This window comes from Rummeliibacillus sp. JY-2-4R (genome assembly GCF_053847205.1).
The window spans coordinates 58,066-74,358 of the sequence record NZ_CM132623.1; the positions used below are offsets into that span (position 1 = coordinate 58,066).

Genomic DNA, 16,293 nt, shown 5'->3' on the forward strand with positions numbered 1-16,293 from the left:
ATTTTATTTTTAGGGATATACTATTAGCGTCAGTAGCTAAAGGAGGAAAATTTCGTATGGCGAGAAAGTCAATTATGTCAGATCGTTTGAAAGTAGAAATCGCAAAAGAGTTAGGATTTTACGATACTGTTGAACGTGAAGGCTGGGGCGGAATCAAAGCACGAGATGCCGGCAACATGGTGAAAAAGGCAATTGAGATGGCAGAACGAGGGCAATTACTAGACGATAGTCAAAAGTAAAGTTATCTTAGTCATATAACCACATTAAGCATACTGACAAAAAGCAGTTCTCTATTATGGAGAACTGCTTTTAATTTTGAAAGTATCTTTTCCGTATACTTTTATAGACAATTGAAAATTCCATTTATGTTATCTATTAATTAATTTCTTAATAAGTTTTAAACATCCCACTGTTTATGAATCATTATTGTTGGGAAAGCTTTTACATATCAGCAGATGAATTATCTCAACATTCTTTTACTGTGGTAGAATAGAATTCAGTGAATAAAGAACGGAGATAGCTTCTTCTTTTTTATATTTTTCGAGAGGAGGCGGAGATATGCTTTATGTAAAAGCACCTGCCAAAATTAATCTAACACTTGATGTATTATATAAACGTCCAGATGGTTATCATGAAGTTGAAATGATTATGACGACGGTTGATTTAGCTGACCGAGTAGGCTTGAAAAATCGCCATGACGGACACATTCAAATTCAATCTAGTAGCAATTTCGTTCCTGATGACGCTAGAAATCTAGCATATCAAGCTGCGAAGCTTTTGCAAGATACATATAATATTAAGCAAGGTGTATCTATTACGATTGATAAACAAATTCCTGTTGCGGCTGGCTTAGCAGGTGGAAGTAGTGATGCAGCAGCTACATTAAAAGGACTCAATACGTTATGGAACTTAAACTTATCAATCGATGAATTGGCAAAGTTAGGTGCTGAAATTGGTTCAGATGTTTCATTTTGCATTTATGGAGGCACAGCAGTTGCTAGAGGACGCGGGGAAAAGATCGAACATATTGATGCCCCACCCACTTGTTGGGTAATATTAGCAAAGCCAACTATTGGCGTTTCAACAGCAGCAGTTTATGGTGGTTTAAATATTGACGGGATAGAACATCCAAATACGATGCAAATGAAACATGCTATAGAGGATAAGAATTATGTACAAATGTGCGAGAATCTTGGAAATGTATTAGAAAGTGTAACTCTAAAATTACATCCAGAGGTTTCCATTATTAAAGAACAAATGAGCAGATTTGGGGCAGATGCTGTATTAATGAGTGGAAGCGGGCCTACTGTTTTTGGCTTAGTACAAAATAAAGCTCGTGTCAGTCGTATTGTAAATGGACTTAGAGGTTTTTGCGATGAAGTGTATGCTGTACGTATGTTAGGTGAAAGAGATGCCCTTGCTTAAATGCGTATAATTGTGGTATTTTTTTAATAAAACATTCGTGTTTAGGAGAGGATTTTATGAAATGGAAGCGTAGCGAACGTCTAGTCGATATGACGCATTATTTAATGGAGCATCCACAGCAGTTAATCCCCCTTACATTTTTCGCAGAATTGTATCAGTCTGCAAAATCTTCAATCAGTGAAGATTTGTCGATTGTTAAGGATACATTTGAGGAAAGAGGGATTGGCCTTCTAATGACGGTCCCAGGAGCTGCAGGGGGAGTGAAATATATTCCTAAAGTACCAAACGCAGCTGTAAAAGAAGTGATACAAGAGTTAATAAAAGAATTGAGTCATTCCGATCGTTTATTACCAGGTGGATATTTATTTATGACCGATTTGTTAGGAAATCCTGATTTAATGAATCGAGTTGGTAAAGTTTTTGCTTCTGCCTTTTGCGATCAAGAAATAGATGTCATCATGACAGTAGCAACAAAAGGAATTTCAATTGCTCATGCAATTGCAAGACATTTAAATGTACCAGTTGTTGTAGTACGTCGTGACAACAAAGTAACAGAAGGATCTACTGTTAGTATTAATTATGTATCTGGCTCATCTCGCCGTATACAAACAATGGTTTTATCGAAACGTAGCATGAAAAGTGGCCAACGTGTATTAATTACCGATGACTTTATGAAGGTCGGGGGAACAATGAACGGGATGAAAAACTTATTGGAAGAGTTCGACTGTACTTTAGCAGGTGTTGCTGTGTTAGTAGAAGCTGAACATCCCGATGAGCGTTTAGTGGACGATTATTATTCATTAGTAAAACTCAATGAGGTAAATGAAAAAGATCGTACCATTGCTTTATGTGAAGGAAACTATTTTGAGAAGGGTGGAAATTAGTAATGAATGTTGTATCAACAAACAATGCACCAGCAGCTATTGGACCATATGTTCAAGGAATGGTTGTGAATAATCTTTTCTATAGTTCAGGACAAATTCCATTAACAGCATCAGGCGAATTCGTTGATGGTGATGTCACTGCACAAACAAATCAAGTTTTCGAAAATCTTAAAGCAGTTTTAGAGGAAGCAGGCTCTTCATTAGACAAAGTCGTGAAAACTACTGTATTTATTTCAGATATGGAAGATTTCGCAGCTATGAATGATGAATACGCACGACATTTTGGTTCTCATAAACCAGCACGTACAACTGTCGAAGTGGCAAGATTACCAAAAGATGCGAAAGTCGAAATTGAAGTTGTCGCTCTAATCTAGTAGCTCATTTCTAGACTTATTTCAAGGCATAAAATGTAAAGATTGTTATTATTAATAAATGGAATGTAAAGATTAGGCCACATTATTGTGGCCTTTTTGTATATATTGTAAATTTTTCTAAAAATATAAAAATAATTTTTTAAATTTTTAAAAAATTGATTATAATTAAGAAGGAAATAGTTATACTTTTCTTGAATATAAGTTAAGTAGATTTTAATTAAACACCAAAGAGGAGAGGTGGTGAAATAATGGAAGTAACTGATGTTAGACTTCGACGTGTAGAGACCGATGGCCGCATGCGCGCTATTGCTTCCATCACACTGGACAACGAATTCGTGGTGCATGATATCCGTGTAATTGATGGAAATACTGGGTTGTTTGTTGCAATGCCAAGTAAAAGAACTCCTGATGGAGAATTCCGCGATATTGCGCATCCGATCAATTCAGGCACACGATCCAAGATTCAAGAATCTGTATTAGCTGCATATGCTGATACTAGCTTAGAAGAAATGGAAGCTTTGGAAGAACCTGAATTACAAAGTTAATAAAGTAAGAGCCCTTCAAAGTATTGAAGTAGGCTCTTTTTTTATTGACTATATAAATGTTATTTTTGCAATACATATATTGAAATAGAAAATTATGCTGAACTAGAAGAACAAAGATTAACAATCTATTAAACATGATTTAGCATACGCTGTAGTGATAGTATCGCATCAATTGTAGTCTTAGTATCTACATGGATGGTATTGCCTTCCTTACCCTCTACAATGAGTTCTAAAGCCCATAGAAGATGTGGTAAATCAATTCGATTCATCGTCATGCAAGGGCACATATTTGGATTTAATGAGATGATGTGTTTGTCTGGATACTGCTGAATAAGTCGATTAACTAGATTCATCTCTGTACCGATTGCCCATGCCGAGTCAGCTTGCGCAGCTTTTATTGTATCGATAATATATTTCGTAGAGCCATTATCATCGCTTGCCTCTACCACTTCATGGCTGCACTCTGGATGTACAATGATACGCATTTCAGGGTACATTTCGCGTACTTTTTTAATATTAAAGAGATTAAACCCTTCATGAACCGAACAATGTCCTTTCCAAAGAATGACGCGAATATCCTCTAGTATTCCATCAAAAATCAACTCTTCTTTAATAGGATTCCAAACAGCCATATGTTCTAATGGTACACCCAAGTCAAATGCTGTATTGCGGCCTAAATGTTGATCAGGCAAGAATAGTAGTCGTTCTTTTTGTGTAAATGCCCACTTTACCATTGACTTTGCATTGGATGAAGTAACGCATGCACCACCATTACGCCCAGTAAATGCTTTAATGGCTGCTGTTGAGTTTACATATGTGAGTGGAATGATTGTGTCGCCAAATAGCTTTTGAAGAGCATCCCACGCAATCTCAGTTTGATGAATGTTTGCCATATCAGCCATTGAGCAGCCTGCACGCATATCTGGTAAATATACCTTTTGTCCATCTCCTGTGAGCATATCAGCAGTTTCTGCCATAAAGTGTACACCGCAAAAGACAATGTATTTTGCTTGTTCATTTTTAGCACAAATTTGTGCTAGTTGAAGAGAGTCTCCTGTTGCATCTGCAAATTGAATAACTTCATCTTTTTGATAATGATGTCCTGGTATAAAGAGTTCGTTTCCTAACTGCTCTTTAATAGTCCATATACGAGCTTCCATTTCTTCTGTTGTAAGGGTCCGATATTTATCAGGTAACTGCGACATTTTTTCAAATAGAGTAGGGTTAATTAGCATTTAAAGTAGTAGCTCCTTTCCATTGCACAAGTGCACTGATATCTAATGCTTTAACGGAGTGCGTCAAAGCACCAAGTGAGATCCATTCAATACCTGTTTTTGCATAGTCTTTAATATTTTCAAGTTGAATACCACCGGAAGCCTCCGTTGTAATATGCGTTGGTACAAGGGGTAACCATGCTTCAATTTCTTCGGGTGTTCGGTTGTCAAACATGATAATATCAGCGCCTGCTTCAATTGCTTCTAGTAGTTGTTCTTTGGTTTCAATTTCAACTTCAATTTTGGTGATATGTCCAATTTTTGCACGGACCGTTTTTATGGCGTTTGAAATTCCACCAGCAAAAGCAATATGGTTGTCTTTCAACATAACGCAGTCATATAGTCCGCTCCGATGATTAAAAGCACCTCCAATTCGTACCGCATACTTTTCAAGCATTCTTAATCCTGGAGTTGTTTTCCTTGTATCACAAATGCGTGTAGATGTCCCAATCGTTTCGTATACAGCAAGATGAGCAGCAGTCGCAATTGCAGACATACGTTGGAGTAAATTCAATATAACGCGTTCTCCCACAAGCAATGTGTGCATAGGCCCTTCTATTTCTGCAATAATGTCTCCTTTATGCAAAACATCTCCGTCATGTATAACTTGTGAAACAGTTACCTCTTTGCTTAATAATGCAAAGCCTGTTGCTATTATGTCTTCTCCACAAAATATCCCCTCTTCTTTTGCGTATAATGAGAAGACGCCTTTTGTATCTTTTGAAAATAGCCGTTCTCCTGTTAAATCACCATCGCCAATATCTTCTATAAAAAATTCTCTAAGCATAGACTGAAGTTTTATTTGATTCATACAATTCACTCCCATGAAATAATTGTTCAATTCTTTGGATATTCCTTTTTCCAGCTAGTAGCGAATTTTCCTTAGGATAGTCAGTACGGATATGAGCACCACGTGATTCTAATCGAGCAAGTGCACCTTGTGTGATGAGCTTTGCAACAATATGCATGAATAGGAGCTCCAGTTGTTCAATAGATAATTGCTCCAAATCAACCTTTGTTGGATCTATAAGAAAATTGAAATGATGAATAGCTTCTAACAATTGTTGCTCATTACGAATAATCCCTACGTTATTAGACATTAGTTGTTGTAGTTCATGTTTTTGCAACAAGGGCATTTCTATAAGGTTAGATATTGTTTCGACAGGTTGGAAATCAATCTTGCAGGTTTCTTCACGTAAGATGTAATCAGCCATCTGTTTACCAAATGTAATACCTTCTAAAAGAGAATTGCTTGCTAATCGATTAGCACCATGTACTCCTGTGCATGCAGCTTCTCCTACTGCATAAAGACCTTCAAGAGAAGTACGACCGTAAGAATCAGCAACAATGCCCCCCATCAAGAAATGGCTTCCAGGTGTAACAGGGATTTGATTTTTGGCTAAATCAATTCCAGCCTTTTTGCAAAGCCCTGTAATGGTCGGAAATTTCTCTTCAAACTGAGTGATAGATGAGATATCAATAAAAACCTCTTTACCAGATAACCGAGATTTATACATTTCGTATGCAGTGATATGGCGCGGAGCAAGATCACCAAGCGGATGAACACCTTCCATTAATGGATTTTTATTTCCATCTACAAAGCGCCCTCCGGCACCACGTACAGCTTCGGATACAAGACCTATAACTTGATTCTTTGCGAGTAAAAGACTTGGGTGGAATTGAACAAATTCCATATCTGCGACAATTGCCCCTGCTAAGTACGCAAGTGCTATGCCATCACCAAAGCTATTTGGGCGATTAGAGGTATGTGTATAAAGAGCACCTGCGCCACCTGTTGCAATAATAATATGTGGTGCGAAGTAAGTGTTTCTCACACCATCGACTCGAATAGTCTTCACTCCAATACAGCGCCCAGCATTATTTTTTAAGAGTTGATAGGCCATTTCAAATTCGTTAATCGTTACTTGGTCTGAAAGTTGATGGAGCAAATGTTCCACAACATGTCTACCAGTAGCATCCCCACCTGCATGAATAATCCGACGTCTGCTGTGAGCACCTTCTAGACCGAGTGAAATTCCCCCATCTTTAAATCGGTCGACTGGGAATCCATCTTCTATCATTTCCTCTATACATTTAATGCCTTCAGTAACGAGTGTTTCCACATTGCAAGAATCATTATGGTGAATACCTGCTTCGATCGTGTCTTTTACATGAAGCTTTCGAGAATCAGTTGAATCTTGTACAACAGCGATTCCACCTTGTGCATAATAGGAGCTACTACAACGCAACTGGGATTTGGTGATAATTTGTACATGACGCGTTTTTCCAAGTATACGAGCGGATTGTAGTGCTGCTACACCACTACCTAAAACTATGACATCTGTATAAATCTCCATTCCATTACCTTCTTTACAATTGTCTTGTCACATATCTTGACATAAAATATTAATTAAAACAAGTACTTTCAAGTAGATAGAATGGCAAAAAAAGAGGGGGAAGTTACATATATGATTTATGTTGATTACGCAGCAACAGCACCGATGAGTGAACAAGCAATAGCAACTTATGAAGAGATAGCAAAAAGGTTTTATGGTAATCCATCAAGCCCACATGATGAGGGAACAAGTGCTAAGCAAATCTTAGAAAACGCACGAGGTATGATTGCTGATTGTGCAGGTGTTCCGTCAGAGGGAATTTACTTTACTGGGAGTGGAACCGAAGCAAATTTGATAGCCATATTGTCCATTTCTCATGCAAATGCTCAGCAAGGAAAACATATTATTACAAGCGCTGCAGAACATACATCTGTACATGCTGCAATGAACGTATTAGAGAAGGAAGGTTTTCGTATAACAAGATTACCTTTGGACAAAAATGGATTAGTAAGCGTAGAAAAAATCCGAAATGAAATAAGCAAAGAAACGATTCTTATATCTGTTCAACATGTGAATCCTGAAATAGGTACAATCCAACCAATTGAGAAAATTGCTCGGTTAGCTAAACAACATGGTGTACGATGTCATGTAGACTGTGTTCAATCCTTTACAAAATTACCGCTCGAGCATTTTGCAACTATTGTAGATGCCATGACGTTTTCTGCACATAAAGTTGGCGGGCCAAAAGGATGTGGTGCTGTTTACATACATCCAAAATGTAAAGTTGCTCCTCTTTTCCCCGGTTTGACTCATGAGGGAGGCTTGCGAGGTGGAACAGTAGATGTACCGGGGGTTGCAGCATTTGCAGTAGCAGCGGTAGAGAGTAAAGAACAAACAAATATACCCTATCTTTCTTCTCTTCGAAATGCATTAAAAGGATTATTAGAAAATAGTCCTTATCAATTTGTTGAGGCACCAAGTACGTCTCAATATCCTGCTGTATGTGGGATGCGTATGAATGGCTTAGAAGGACAGTATATTATGCTACGTTTAAATCAACGTGGAATATATCTATCAACTGGTAGTGCATGTGATTCGTTTAGTGCGACGGGTACTAAAGCAATTATGGCGATGGGATATCCTATCGATAAAGCAAAGCAATTTTTCCGCATATCATTTAGTAGACAAACAAGAATGGAGAATATTGAACAATTAGCAGGAGCATTAATTGATCTTTCGAAGGAATTTGAAAAGGGGAAAGATGTTTAATAATTGAAATAGAGATAATTTTATTGAATACTTAGTAAAATAAAACAGATAAAATTTATAATATTAATTTGAAGTTCACTGTTTTGTCAAGTCAAATAGTCTTGAAAATTAACTAAATTTGCTTTATAGTCAAAAGAGAAAATCTGCTTAAATGGAGGACTTGTGAAATGACAAATATTTACGCAGTAATTTTGGCTGCTGGCCAAGGCACGCGTATGAAGTCCAAATTATATAAAGTTCTTCACCCAGTTTGTGGCAAGCCAATGGTTGAACACGTAGTAGAACATATCCAAGAACTGAATGCAGAACGTATTGTGACCGTAGTTGGTCATGGTGCTGAAAAGGTTCAAGAGCAATTAAAGGATAAAAGTGAATACGTATTGCAAGCTGAACAACTTGGAACAGCTCATGCAGTTCAACAAGCAGAACCACTTCTTGGTGAATTAGACGGCACAACAATTGTTATTTGTGGTGATACGCCATTAATACGTCCAGAAACAATGAAAGCGCTATATGAATATCATGAAGCAAATCATGCGAAAGCTACGATTTTAACGGCGATAGCCGAAGACCCAACAGGTTACGGTCGAATTATTCGAGGAGAAGATGGTCAGGTTGCTCAAATCGTCGAACAAAAAGACGCAACGCCTGAACAAAGAAAAGTAACTGAAATCAATACGGGCACTTATTGCTTTGATAACAAAGCATTATTTGAAGCTTTAAAATTAGTCAAAAATGATAATGCTCAAGGTGAATATTATTTACCTGATGTCATTGAAATTTTACAAAAACAAGGTGAAGTTGTAGCAGCTTATGTTACAGAAAGTTTTTCTGAAACACTTGGTGTAAACGATCGATTTGCTTTATCACAAGCAGAAAGTATTATGCGTGCTCGTATTAACGAGGTTCATATGCGAAATGGCGTTACAATCATTAACCCAGAAAACACATATATTAGCGCTGATGCTAAAATTGGTCGCGATACAGTTATTCAACCAGGTGTATTAATTGATGGCTCTACTATCATTGGAGAAGATTGTTTAATAGGACCTAATAGTCATATAAAAAATAGCCAAATTGGTAATCGAACTTCAGTTCACTCTTCTGTAGTAGAAGATAGCCAAATTGGCGATGATGTTGCAATTGGACCATTCGCGCATATACGCCCAGCATCAAATGTTGGCAACCATGCAAAGGTAGGTAATTTTGTAGAATTGAAAAAGACGACTCTTGGAGAAGGTAGTAAAGCATCGCATCTTACTTATTTAGGTGATGCAACAATAGGTACTGATGTCAATATTGGCTGTGGAACAATTACTGTGAATTATGACGGTAAAAATAAATACCAAACCATTATTGAAGACAACGCTTTTGTTGGATGTAATGCAAATCTTATAGCTCCTGTTACAGTTGGCAAAAACTCCTTTGTCGCTGCTGGCTCTACTGTTACAAACGATGTTCCAGAAAATGCACTTGCTATCGGTCGTTCTCGACAAGAAAACAAAGAAAACTATGTTAACAAATTAAATTCAAAATAATTATAAATTAACAGGAGGGCATCATGCCGTATCAATATGCTAACTCAAATTTAAAAATCTTTTCACTAAATTCAAACGAACCACTTGCTACAGAAATTGCTAAAGAAGTAGGTGTAGAATTAGGGAAAAGTTCTGTAAAACACTTCAGTGATGGAGAAATACAAATTAGTATTGAGGAAAGTATTCGTGGATGTGACGTATTTATCGTTCAATCAACTTCAGCTCCAGTAAATGAAAATTTAATGGAACTACTTATTATGGTTGATGCTGTGAAACGTGCCTCTGCACGCACAGTAAACGTAGTAATGCCTTATTATGGCTATGCTCGTCAAGACCGTAAAGCACGCTCACGTGAACCGATTACGGCTAAATTAGTGGCAAACTTATTAGAAACTGCTGGTGCAACTCGTGTAGTTGTTCTTGATTTACATGCTCCACAAATTCAAGGATTCTTCGATATTCTAATCGATCACTTAATGGGTGTACCATTGTTATCAGATTACTTTAAACAAAAAGGCTTCAATTCTGAAGATGTTGTTGTAGTATCCCCTGACCATGGTGGTGTAACACGTGCACGTAAAATGGCTGAACGACTAAAAGCACCAATCGCTATTATTGATAAACGTCGTCCAAAACCAAACGTTGCAGAAGTTATGAACATCGTAGGTAATGTCGAAGGGAAAATTTGTATCCTAATCGATGATATTATTGATACAGCCGGCACAATTACAATTGGTGCTGAAGCTCTTGTAAAAAGTGGTGCAAAAGAAGTCTTCGCTTGCTGCACACACCCTGTTTTATCTGGTCCAGCAATTGAACGTATCGAAAAATCTGTTATTAAAGAATTAGTTGTAACAAACTCAATTCAATTACCAGAGGAAAAGAAAATTCCAAAAATTAAAGAGTTATCAGTAGCTACATTACTTGCTGATGCAATTGTTCGTATTTACGAAAACAAATCTGTAAGTAAATTATTTGATTAATTTTTAGACAATAGTTTTAGGGATGAGCCAATCGTGATAAATATCACCTTTGGCTCATTTTTTTTGCCTGAGATTAAATTGAAGGATCAATAAATGTTTGAACCTCTATTTAAATGGGTACATTGTGTAATGTGATTATTTATTTAAAATGAGGAAGGGGATTCAAATAGATGAGTACAATAGTTCATGCAAACAAACGTGAGGCTGGCCATCGTTCAGTCATTTCAAATTTAAGAAAAAACGGTTTCGTGCCGGCTGTGGTATATGGTTATCAAACAGATTCAACATCCATTGCTGTGAATGCAAGAGATTTTGAAAAGACATTACGTGAAGATGGAAAAAATGCCGTTATTACGCTGGACATTGAGGGCAATCAAATTAAAGCTGTTATTAATGATGCACAAAGAGACACATTAAAAGGTCAGTTAATTCACTTGGACTTTTTAGCAGTAAATATGTCTGAATCGCTTGAAGTAAGTGTACCAATTGTTACCACAGGTGAATCGGTTGGTGTTAAGGAAAACGGAGTTTTACAACAACCAAATCGTGAAGTGACAATAAAAGTTAAGCCATCTGATATCCCCGAAAATATAGAAGTTGATATTACAAATCTAGCGATTGGCGATACGTTAACGATTGGTGATATACGTGAAAAAGTGAATTATACAATCGTGGGAGAAGATGATGTAACATTAGTAACTATTTCAGCTCCTGTTGAGTTAAAAGTAGATGAAAACGAGGAAGGTACCTCTGCAGATATAGGTACAGAAGATAATGAAGAACAGGAATAATCTATAGAACTAGATCAGCACCTTGCGCTTCATATAGAAGCGTAAGGTGTTTTTTTCTTTCTTGAAACAGTCTCTCGGTCAAAAGCTGGAAAGACGCTTTTGATTCGAGCATGAAAGCAACTGTCGGGGCTAAACGGGCGCCTTCAGCACTTATGTGGTATCCGCAGCGGCTAGACCCTCGAGGGTTCACAGGATGTGATCCCGATAGCCGTTGCCGCAGGACATGGCGCTCTTAGGCTATCTTCTTTGAAACAGTCCCTCGGTCGAAAGCCGAAAAGACGCTTTCGCTTCAGGACTTTCAATGATTTTCGGGTCTAAACGAGCCGCTTCAGCACTTATGTGGTAAAATAACAGTGATTAGTTTGTAAAGGAAGATGCCAAATATGAAGCTAATTATTGGCCTAGGGAACCCTGGGAGAGAATATGAACATACACACCACAATGTTGGATTTGATACAATTGATTTATTAGCAAAAAAATGGGGCATTGCGTTAAATCAACAAAAATTTAATGCTATGTATGGTACAGTCCATCGTCCAGAAGGAAAGGTAATGTTGATGAAGCCTCTTACATATATGAACCTTTCTGGAGAAGCCGTGCGCCCTATGATGGACTATTATGATATTGATTTAGAAGATATCGTTGTTATTTACGATGATTTAGATTTGGAAAAAGGCAAATTACGCCTTCGCCAAAAAGGTAGTGCAGGTGGTCATAATGGGATTAAATCATTGATACAACACCTTGGAACGCAAAATTTTAATCGTATTCGTATCGGAATTAGCCGTCCACCAGCAGGTATGAAGGTTCCGGATTATGTGCTTTCAAGATTTCTAAAGGAAGAACAACCATTGATGGAAGAAGCATTCGAACGTTCAGCGCAAGCATGTGAATACTGGCTAGAGAAATCATTTGCAGAAGTAATGAATCGATTTAACTAAATGAGTAAGCATAAAAAGGTCAAAAGCTGTCTATACTTTTTATAAAGGGAGGCATGCTTATGGCTATTCGTTACAGATGTCGTCATTGCAACACGGAGATAGGCGTATTGCCATTTGATTCTGAAGAAAGTATTCGAAAACTTCATCAACTAAATGAACAAGATGCTAAAGAATTTATCCGTCATGAGCAAAATGGAGACAAAACGGTAGAAAGTATATGCGAACATTGCGAAGACTCACTAAAGAAGTTCCCAAATTATTACGCATTAAAAAATTGGTTACAGTAAATTGCTTTGGCGCATTCGCGTCCAAGGCCTTTTTCTGTATATTCTAATAAATTAGGGATTTAAGTTTTTAGAGGGGAGGCCATTATGAAATTATTACGCCAATTATTAACCAAAGATCCACATGTACAAAGACTTTTGGAGGACATAAAAGGCCGTGAAGACGCTCAATTAATCACGGGGCTTTCCGGAAGTGCAAGACCAGCGTTTTTAGACACTATTTATGATTACATCAATAAGCCTATTTACATAATTTCACCTAATTTACTGCAAGCACAGAAAATGTTTGACGATTTAGTAAAACTTATTGGTGAAGACTATGTTCACTATTATCCGGCTGATGAATTTATTGCCGCAGACATGTCCATAGCAAGTCCAGAATTACGTGCTAACCGCATTGAAACATTAGACCATATGTTACATCACCAAAAAGGTGTTTATATCATACCCATTGCCGGTATGCGTAAAGTTATGGCTCCAAAAGAAGTTTGGCTCACATTACATCTTCAGGTTGCAGTAGGTGAAGAAATTAATGTTGAAGAGTGGCTACAAAAATTAATAACAATGGGTTATACGAGAAGTCAAATGGTAACTGCGCCTGGTGAATTTGCTTTAAGGGGTGGTATTTTAGATATTTACCCTCCGTATGTAGATAACCCTATACGTATTGAATTATTTGATACAGAAGTCGATTCTATTCGTACATTTTCAGCGGATGACCAGCGCTCTATAACAAAACAAGAGAGATTAAATATTTTACCTGCTTCTGAATTTGTATTAACGAAAGAACAACGTCTAAGTTTTGCGAAGAAGTTAGAAGATGCACTTTCAGATAGTTTGAAAAAGGTAAAAAAGAAGGAAGTTCAAGAACAACTATATCAACATGTACAATCCGATATAGAATTGCTTAAACAAGGAGAACTACCAGAATTTGCAAACCGCTATGGTTCACTCTTATATGATCACCCATCTTTCTTAGGAGATTACTTTGCTAACGATGGTCTTGTTGTATATGACGAACTTGGAAGAATTCAAGAAGTAATGGACGCATGGGAAAAAGAAGAAAGTGAATGGTTCCTATCTCTAATTGAGGAAGGCAAAATGGTACATGCAGTCAAGCCATCTTATTCTCTAAAGGAAATTATGGCCATGATTCATTTACCAGCTATTTACTTTGCACTGTTTGCAAGGACTTTCGCTGGAATCCGATTCACGAAAACAACAAGCTTTTCTTGTAAGCCTATGCAACATTTCCATGGTCAAATGCCGCTTTTGAAAAGTGAAGTAGAACGATGGGAACAAGGTAAGTTTACAGTACTCTTTGTAACAGAAGATGAAAAACGTCTTCCAACCATTCAAACAACTTTGGAAGATTACGATATTCATATACAAATTGGAAACCCACAAGAAGAAGGCATCTTTGCAATAACAGGTCAACTATCTGCTGGTTTTGAATTGCCATTGCAGCGCTTAGCACTCGTGACGGAGGAGGAGCTTTTTAAACAAAAGCCAAAGAAAAAAAGTCGACCTCAAAAAATGACAAATGCTGAGCGAATTAAAAGTTATACAGAGATAAAACCAGGAGATTATGTCGTACACGTCCATCACGGGATTGGTAAGTATATAGGTATTGAAACACTCGAAGTTAACGGTAAGCACAAAGATTATCTGCATATCCGATATCGTGCGGATGATAAACTTTATGTCCCTGTTGATCAAATAGATTTAATACAAAAATATGTGGGCTCAGAAGATAAAGAGCCTAAGCTTCATAAACTTGGTGGGGCAGAATGGAAGAAAACGAAAAGCAAAGTCTCCTCTGCAATTCAAGATATTGCAGATGATCTTATTAAGTTATATGCAAAACGTGAAGCTGAAAAAGGTTTTGCCTTTTCTCCTGATGGGGATGAACAACGTGCCTTTGAGGAAGCATTCCCATACGAAGAGACAGAAGACCAATTACGAACCATTCAGGAAGTTAAGATTGACATGGAAAAAGAGCGTCCAATGGATCGACTCGTGTGTGGAGATGTGGGATATGGTAAAACAGAAGTAGCTATTCGAGCTGCATTTAAAGCCGTTTTGGATGGCAAACAAGTTGCCTTTTTAGTACCAACGACAATTTTAGCGCAACAACATTTCGAAACACTTCAAGAAAGAATGCAAGATCAAGCGGTATCAATTGGTTTGTTAAGTCGCTTCCGTACACGTAAGCAACAAAACGAAACAATAAAAGGTTTAAAGGACGGAACCATTGATATTGTTGTCGGTACTCACCGCCTATTGTCAAAAGACGTAGTTTATAAAGACCTTGGGTTACTTGTGGTAGATGAAGAACAACGCTTTGGCGTAACCCATAAGGAAAAAATTAAACAGCTAAAAACAAATGTCGATGTATTAACATTAACAGCTACTCCAATCCCACGAACTTTACACATGTCAATGGTGGGGGTACGTGATTTATCTGTTATCGAAACGCCACCAGCAAATCGTTTCCCAGTGCAAACATATGTAATGGAACATAATGGAGCATTAGTACGTGAAGCGATTGAACGTGAAATATCGCGTGGTGGGCAAATATTCTATTTACACAATCGTGTAGATGATATGGCAAAAAAAGTTGAAGAAATCCAAATGCTTGTGCCAGATGCACGGGTTGGCTTTGCACATGGACGAATGTCAGAATCCGAACTTGAATCTGTCATTCTACAATTTTTGGAGGGAGAGTATGATGTCCTCGTTACAACAACTATTATTGAAACAGGTATTGATATTCCAAATGTTAATACATTGATTGTAAATAATGCGGACCGTATGGGGCTATCACAACTCTATCAATTGCGTGGACGTGTTGGTCGTTCCAACCGAGTTGCATATGCTTATTTCATGTATCAACGAGATAAAGTGCTAACAGAAGTTGCAGAACAACGTTTGCAAGCTGTTAAAGAGTTTACGGAACTTGGATCAGGGTTTAAGATTGCAATGCGAGATTTATCAATTCGTGGGGCTGGGAATTTATTAGGTTCTCAACAACATGGTTTTATCGACTCAGTAGGGTTCGATTTATACTCTCAAATGCTTGAAGAGGCAATTACTGAACGCCAAACAGGTGAGAAGAGAGAAGAAGAAAAGGAAATTGAAATCTTACTTCCGTATGATGCATATATTCCGGACTCCTATATTCCAGATGGGTTTCAAAAAATTCAAATGTATAAGCGGATAAAAGGAATGGATCAAGAGGAAGATTACTTCGAAATTATTGATGAGTTACAAGACCGATTTGGAAATCTACCAGCCGAAACAGAACGACTCTTACGTATTGCACGAATCAAAGTCTGGGCAAAACTTGTAGATGTAAATTCTATCAAAACCAAAAATAAAATAATCACCATTGATATTTCAGAAGAAGGAACTGCAAAACTCGATGGTGGTAAGATTGTTTCTGAATCTATGCAGTTTGGTCGTGCAGTGGGATTCCAATTAGAAGGCCAAAGACTTATTTTAACCATTGATGAGAAAAAGGCTGAGCAACAATCAACGTTTGATATTTTAGAATCACTGATGAAATTATTACCTGATGCAATTCGTGAAAGGGCGGAGCAAAAAGACTAATTATTGTCATGTATATTTTTTCCGTTTATGTACCATA

The 16,293-nt window shown here is 37.4% G+C and carries 15 protein-coding genes; 12 read left to right on the plus strand and 3 right to left on the minus strand.

Going from position 1 to position 16,293, the window contains the following annotated elements; translation table 11 throughout:
- The first annotated feature begins 56 nt into the window (after positions 1 to 56).
- From ACWV26_RS00260 to spoVG, 5 genes are all read left to right on the plus strand, one after another.
- Positions 57 to 239, plus strand: coding sequence for a small, acid-soluble spore protein, alpha/beta type (locus ACWV26_RS00260; protein WP_455896429.1), 183 nt, complete (start codon positions 57 to 59; stop codon positions 237 to 239).
- 319 nt (positions 240 to 558) lie between these two features.
- Complete coding sequence (gene ispE / locus ACWV26_RS00265; protein WP_455896430.1) at positions 559 to 1,425, plus strand: 4-(cytidine 5'-diphospho)-2-C-methyl-D-erythritol kinase; 867 nt, start codon at positions 559 to 561, stop codon at positions 1,423 to 1,425.
- 56 nt (positions 1,426 to 1,481) lie between these two features.
- Positions 1,482 to 2,309, plus strand: coding sequence for a pur operon repressor (purR, locus tag ACWV26_RS00270; RefSeq protein ID WP_455896431.1), 828 nt, complete (start codon positions 1,482 to 1,484; stop codon positions 2,307 to 2,309).
- A 2-nt stretch (positions 2,310 to 2,311) separates the two neighbouring features.
- A complete protein-coding gene (locus tag ACWV26_RS00275; protein ID WP_455896432.1) occupies positions 2,312 to 2,683 on the plus strand; it encodes a RidA family protein in 372 nt (123 codons plus the stop codon).
- A gap of 248 nt (positions 2,684 to 2,931) precedes the next feature.
- Positions 2,932 to 3,228 carry a septation regulator SpoVG gene (gene spoVG / locus ACWV26_RS00280; RefSeq protein ID WP_455896433.1) on the plus strand — a complete coding sequence of 99 codons (297 nt, stop codon included), beginning with the start codon at positions 2,932 to 2,934 and terminating at the stop codon, positions 3,226 to 3,228.
- Between the two features lie 128 nt (positions 3,229 to 3,356).
- On the opposite strand, the gene nadA is transcribed toward spoVG, so the two are convergent.
- The 3 genes from nadA to nadB are packed head-to-tail and all read right to left on the minus strand — an operon-like array spanning position 3,357 to position 6,859.
- The gene (gene nadA, locus ACWV26_RS00285; RefSeq protein WP_455896434.1) at positions 3,357 to 4,463 is read right to left on the minus strand and encodes a quinolinate synthase NadA; all 1,107 of its coding nucleotides are present in this window, start codon (positions 4,461 to 4,463) and stop codon (positions 3,357 to 3,359) included.
- Positions 4,453 to 5,313: a carboxylating nicotinate-nucleotide diphosphorylase gene (gene nadC / locus ACWV26_RS00290; RefSeq protein WP_455896435.1), complete on the minus strand. Its 861-nt coding sequence runs from the start codon at positions 5,311 to 5,313 to the stop codon at positions 4,453 to 4,455. The genes nadA and nadC overlap by 11 nt, the downstream gene beginning before the upstream one ends.
- The gene (gene nadB, locus ACWV26_RS00295) at positions 5,282 to 6,859 is read right to left on the minus strand and encodes an L-aspartate oxidase (protein WP_455896436.1); all 1,578 of its coding nucleotides are present in this window, start codon (positions 6,857 to 6,859) and stop codon (positions 5,282 to 5,284) included. The genes nadC and nadB overlap by 32 nt, the downstream gene beginning before the upstream one ends.
- Positions 6,860 to 6,970: 111 nt before the next feature.
- On the opposite strand from nadB, the gene ACWV26_RS00300 reads away from it, so the two are divergent.
- From ACWV26_RS00300 to mfd, 7 genes are all read left to right on the plus strand, one after another.
- A complete protein-coding gene (locus ACWV26_RS00300) occupies positions 6,971 to 8,107 on the plus strand; it encodes a cysteine desulfurase family protein (RefSeq protein WP_455896437.1) in 1,137 nt (378 codons plus the stop codon).
- 167 nt (positions 8,108 to 8,274) lie between these two features.
- Positions 8,275 to 9,645 (plus strand): bifunctional UDP-N-acetylglucosamine diphosphorylase/glucosamine-1-phosphate N-acetyltransferase GlmU, encoded by a 1,371-nt coding sequence (gene glmU, locus ACWV26_RS00305; RefSeq protein WP_455896438.1) that lies wholly within the window; start codon positions 8,275 to 8,277, stop codon positions 9,643 to 9,645.
- A 23-nt stretch (positions 9,646 to 9,668) separates the two neighbouring features.
- Complete coding sequence (locus ACWV26_RS00310; protein WP_455896439.1) at positions 9,669 to 10,628, plus strand: ribose-phosphate diphosphokinase; 960 nt, start codon at positions 9,669 to 9,671, stop codon at positions 10,626 to 10,628.
- 170 nt (positions 10,629 to 10,798) lie between these two features.
- Positions 10,799 to 11,419, plus strand: coding sequence for a 50S ribosomal protein L25/general stress protein Ctc (locus ACWV26_RS00315; RefSeq protein WP_455896440.1), 621 nt, complete (start codon positions 10,799 to 10,801; stop codon positions 11,417 to 11,419).
- Positions 11,420 to 11,802: 383 nt separating this feature from the next.
- Entirely contained in the window at positions 11,803 to 12,360 is a 558-nt protein-coding gene (pth, locus tag ACWV26_RS00320; RefSeq protein ID WP_455896441.1) for an aminoacyl-tRNA hydrolase, read from the plus strand.
- Positions 12,361 to 12,419: 59 nt separating this feature from the next.
- The gene (locus ACWV26_RS00325; protein ID WP_455896442.1) at positions 12,420 to 12,647 is read left to right on the plus strand and encodes an anti-sigma-F factor Fin; all 228 of its coding nucleotides are present in this window, start codon (positions 12,420 to 12,422) and stop codon (positions 12,645 to 12,647) included.
- Between the two features lie 84 nt (positions 12,648 to 12,731).
- Positions 12,732 to 16,256 carry a transcription-repair coupling factor gene (gene mfd / locus ACWV26_RS00330; protein ID WP_455896443.1) on the plus strand — a complete coding sequence of 1,175 codons (3,525 nt, stop codon included), beginning with the start codon at positions 12,732 to 12,734 and terminating at the stop codon, positions 16,254 to 16,256.
- The last annotated feature ends 37 nt before the right edge of the window (positions 16,257 to 16,293 follow it).

Bases quoted from the DNA above. Each gene is read 5' to 3' on its own strand.
- mfd (WP_455896443.1), top strand. From the start codon at position 12,732: ATGAAATTATTACGCCAATTATTAACCAAAGATCCACATGTACAAAGA.
- purR (WP_455896431.1), top strand. From the start codon at position 1,482: ATGAAATGGAAGCGTAGCGAACGTCTAGTCGATATGACGCATTATTTA.
- ispE (WP_455896430.1), top strand. From the start codon at position 559: ATGCTTTATGTAAAAGCACCTGCCAAAATTAATCTAACACTTGATGTA.
- nadB (WP_455896436.1), bottom strand. From the start codon at position 6,859: ATGGAGATTTATACAGATGTCATAGTTTTAGGTAGTGGTGTAGCAGCA.
- nadC (WP_455896435.1), bottom strand. From the start codon at position 5,313: ATGAATCAAATAAAACTTCAGTCTATGCTTAGAGAATTTTTTATAGAA.
- ACWV26_RS00260 (WP_455896429.1), top strand. From the start codon at position 57: ATGGCGAGAAAGTCAATTATGTCAGATCGTTTGAAAGTAGAAATCGCA.
- glmU (WP_455896438.1), top strand. From the start codon at position 8,275: ATGACAAATATTTACGCAGTAATTTTGGCTGCTGGCCAAGGCACGCGT.
- nadA (WP_455896434.1), bottom strand. From the start codon at position 4,463: ATGCTAATTAACCCTACTCTATTTGAAAAAATGTCGCAGTTACCTGAT.
- ACWV26_RS00300 (WP_455896437.1), top strand. From the start codon at position 6,971: ATGATTTATGTTGATTACGCAGCAACAGCACCGATGAGTGAACAAGCA.
- spoVG (WP_455896433.1), top strand. From the start codon at position 2,932: ATGGAAGTAACTGATGTTAGACTTCGACGTGTAGAGACCGATGGCCGC.
- ACWV26_RS00275 (WP_455896432.1), top strand. From the start codon at position 2,312: ATGAATGTTGTATCAACAAACAATGCACCAGCAGCTATTGGACCATAT.
- ACWV26_RS00310 (WP_455896439.1), top strand. From the start codon at position 9,669: ATGCCGTATCAATATGCTAACTCAAATTTAAAAATCTTTTCACTAAAT.
- pth (WP_455896441.1), top strand. From the start codon at position 11,803: ATGAAGCTAATTATTGGCCTAGGGAACCCTGGGAGAGAATATGAACAT.
- ACWV26_RS00315 (WP_455896440.1), top strand. From the start codon at position 10,799: ATGAGTACAATAGTTCATGCAAACAAACGTGAGGCTGGCCATCGTTCA.
- ACWV26_RS00325 (WP_455896442.1), top strand. From the start codon at position 12,420: ATGGCTATTCGTTACAGATGTCGTCATTGCAACACGGAGATAGGCGTA.